Raw genomic sequence first — 3,482 nt, forward strand, 5'->3', positions numbered from 1 at the left:
ATAGGGGAATGCTCCTATAGGTAAAAGCTCTAAGCGTCAAGTACCAGAGAAACCAATTATTTTAGAGGATTTGAACTGTATCGTAGGGCATACGAAAACAGGCTTCTGTAAGGGAGCGAAAGTCTGAGGAGAGAACCACCTCTGGGTGGGATTTCGCCAGGAATCTAATTCAAGTGGACTCGTTGAGCCAGAAATTCTCAGCAGTGATGCTAGAAGAATCCACGTCCGTTTACGGCGTGGGGTATGTCAAAAGCCAATCTTTTAGTATAAAGGTGGCGCGACAATCATCCTCATTGTAACGCAAAATAGCCGCCAATAAAGTCCGATCTCCTGTTTTTAACCACTGGTCATACCACCAAACGCATTGATCCCCGCTTACTCCTCGATCGCGCCATTGAAAGCCAATCCAGTTAGCGAGGGATTTTAAAGAATAACTTTCCACGGGAAAAGTTACCGAATTAACTACATGATAGTGCAGATCAAAACAGCGAGAAACTAACTGATTAATCAAAGAAGAAGGGGTTTTATAAAGATAACCTAATCGCTTAATTGTTTCCACTTCGTACTCAGAAAAATGAAAAATTGGTGCTTGATAATCCTGCATGACTAAGGTTAAGAATTCCTGCCAAATCCTGCCTTCATCTTCTGGCTTTTCTGCCAAAAAGGGATAAAATTGCTGGGTATTAACTCGATGGTCAACCCGTAAAATCCCCAAAAGATAATCTAAATTTTGTTCTGGTTCTGCTTCGATGTCAAAATAAAATTCAATCTCGGCCCTCGGTAGGGGGGACAAATAAGCAGTTTTGCCGTTGCTTTTGCGAAAGGCCCGATTTTCAATAATTGCTTGGGCCTGTAATTGTAACTGATTAGCCACCTCTACCCCCATCCCCTCCCCCATACGGGTAGGAGAGGTAAGCGCCAGGGATTCCATGGTGGAAACCCCCAAAGACTGTAAAAATTGGTAACGACTGGGAGTCACCCCCGGGACTAAAGAAAGATGTTGACTCGCTTGGGCGATACCATAACAGTGACTATACCAATGACATAAACTGCAACGCTGACGCGAGATAAAAACTTCTGGTTCTTGGCGATTAATCACCATTTCGCCGAACTTTTTGATTATTTCCTCTAGTTTAGTTAACCAGAGATTCAATTCCACTCGATAGCGATTATGACGACGTAGGACAATTTCTGCGTAATTGGGAAAAACTCCCTGCATACTGGTCAATAAATAGGCGTAAAAAGTAGCCAGCATCTTATATTCAGGCTTAGGACGGCGACCGAGTTGAATATTGAGGGGATAATAAACCCAATCGCCAAATTTCGACTCTCCTGCCTGTTTAATTAATAAATGCGGGGAACCGGTTAAAGAGACGGGATAGCCAGATTGTAAAAGGACTCCGTGATAAATACAGGATACCCCCCGACCCATCAAAGCTTCCGTTTCCCTAGCGGCAGCCAAAATATCAGTGCTGGGGGTAGTCAGGGAACAATAATCGGGATAGGAGTCTTGCAGGACTTTTTTAACGTGACTTTGACTCTCTTGGCGCAATTTAAGCAAAAAATCTCGCTCAGGGTCTTTTTCTTGGCTATTGCCGTAGAGATTTAAAAATGCACGGCGTTGACAACGTTGGTAGTCTAGAAGTAGATCATCGGTCAGTAGCATTCTATCAAGGAGAAAAGTTAAGCTTTCCTGGACCAGTGAGGTAAAGTAAAAAATAATAAACTTAAAAAAAGAAAACATTCCCAAGTATGTTTCCTCTACTCTAATACTATTGTGACAATTGTGACTTAATCCGTCGCTAGAATTCAGCCGTCGGTCGTCAGGAAGTCGGGAAATGGGGAATTCAACTAAAACCCTAAAACCCCAAAACCCAACACCTTCTAACTGATAACTGATAACTGATAACTGATAACTGATAACTGACCCCCCATCTCCTCGCTTATGCAGAATTTAGACGAAAATAGCCTCGATTACGCCGTTAGTAAAGCGGATTTAGCCGAACAAAGACAGGAATTTCGGGGACTTAGCAATAAAGTTTATTTTAATTTCGGTGGTCAGGGAACCTTGCCCAAGGCGGGATTAGAGGCGATTATCGATGCCCATAATTTTCTCCAAGAAAAGGGGCCTTTTTCAGGAGGGGTAAACGATTGGATTACCGGAAAAACGGAACTTCTCAGGCAAGAAATGGCTCAGGAGTTGGGAATCAGCCCCAGCACCCTCTCTATCACCGAGGATGTCACTGTAGGCTGTAATATCGCCCTCTGGGGAGTTGATTGGCAAGCGGGGGAACATATTTTACTAACCGATTGTGAACACCCCGGAATTATCGCCACGGTTCAAGAAATTGCCCGTCGTTATCATCTGGAAATCTCCACTTGTCCTATTCGGGAAACTTTAAACGGTGGCAACCCGATAGAAGTCATTTCCGCTCATCTACGTCCAAAAACTAGGGTTTTGGTGGTTAGTCACGTTCTCTGGAATACCGGACAGGTTTTACCCCTCAAGGAAATCTCGCAACTTTGTCATGATAATTCTGTCACCGAAAAACCCGTTTTAGTGGTGGTGGATGCTGCCCAATCCGTGGGTTGTTTGCCCTTAGATTTAAGCGCTACTGCCGCCGATTGTTATGCTTTTACGGGTCATAAATGGTGGTGTGGACCGGCCGGTGTGGGAGGATTGTATATTCGTCCCGAAATTTTCCCTAGTTTACGGCCCACTTTTATCGGTTGGCGCGGCATTGAAACAGATAACCGAGGACAGCCTATCGGTTGGAAACCGGATGCCAGACGCTTTGAAGTGGCCACTTCTGCCTATCCCCAATTTGAGGGTTTAAGGGCAACTATTGCGGTACATAACGCCTGGGGTGATGGGGGACAAAGATACGAAAAAATCTGTCAATTAGCGGCTTATCTCTGGGAAGAATTAAAGACGATTAAGGGGGTGAAATGTTTAAAAAATTCTCCACCGGAATCTGGTTTAGTTTCCTTTCAAATTGACTCGGCCATCACCCCACAAAAGTTAGTGCAACAGCTAGAAAAACAAGGGTTTTTACTGCGAACTCTCCTCGACCCCCTCTGTGTGCGTGCCTGTGTCCACTATTTCACTTTGCCCTCAGAAATCGAGCAGTTAGTAGCAGCTATCCAAAAGTTAGTTTAAAATCACACTATACCTGGCGTGGCTCGGTTCGTCGAATAATTAGTGCTAGGAGGGCTAATAACCGTGAACGAAGAACATATTACCAGAGTCACCCGCGAACAGTGGGCGAAGTTGAAAGGCAAAACAGACTGGAAGAAAGTTAAAGGGATGAGCGAGGCGGAAATTGCCAAAAACGCCCTAGAAGCTGACAGGGGGACAAGCCAGCTGAAAAGCTTATGTAGCATGGAATACAGACACAGACTCCCAAAAAAGATAAGTCATATTTACCATATATGACCTAAATAACGAAAATGATAAGTGAACTATACCAGAAAGTGTTAGA

At 44.2% G+C, this 3,482-nt stretch carries 3 protein-coding genes; 2 read left to right on the forward strand and 1 reads right to left on the reverse strand.

Going from position 1 to position 3,482, the window contains the following annotated elements:
- Positions 1-229 precede the first annotated feature (229 nt).
- A complete protein-coding gene (locus IM500_RS16615; protein WP_287739056.1) occupies positions 230-1,666 on the reverse strand; it encodes a TM0106 family RecB-like putative nuclease in 1,437 nt (478 codons plus the stop codon).
- 279 nt (positions 1,667-1,945) lie between these two features.
- Between IM500_RS16615 and IM500_RS16620 the strand changes: the two genes are divergently transcribed.
- Both IM500_RS16620 and IM500_RS16625 read left to right on the forward strand, forming a co-directional pair.
- Positions 1,946-3,160, forward strand: coding sequence for an aminotransferase class V-fold PLP-dependent enzyme (locus IM500_RS16620; protein WP_190722367.1), 1,215 nt, complete (start codon positions 1,946-1,948; stop codon positions 3,158-3,160).
- Between the two features lie 63 nt (positions 3,161-3,223).
- Positions 3,224-3,436, forward strand: a complete 213-nt coding sequence (locus IM500_RS16625; protein WP_287739058.1) for a hypothetical protein — start codon at positions 3,224-3,226, stop codon at positions 3,434-3,436.
- Positions 3,437-3,482 lie beyond the last annotated feature (46 nt).

It is taken from the genome of Microcystis sp. M179S2 (assembly GCF_020245805.1).
GTDB classification, from domain to species: domain Bacteria; phylum Cyanobacteriota; class Cyanobacteriia; order Cyanobacteriales; family Microcystaceae; genus Microcystis; species Microcystis aeruginosa.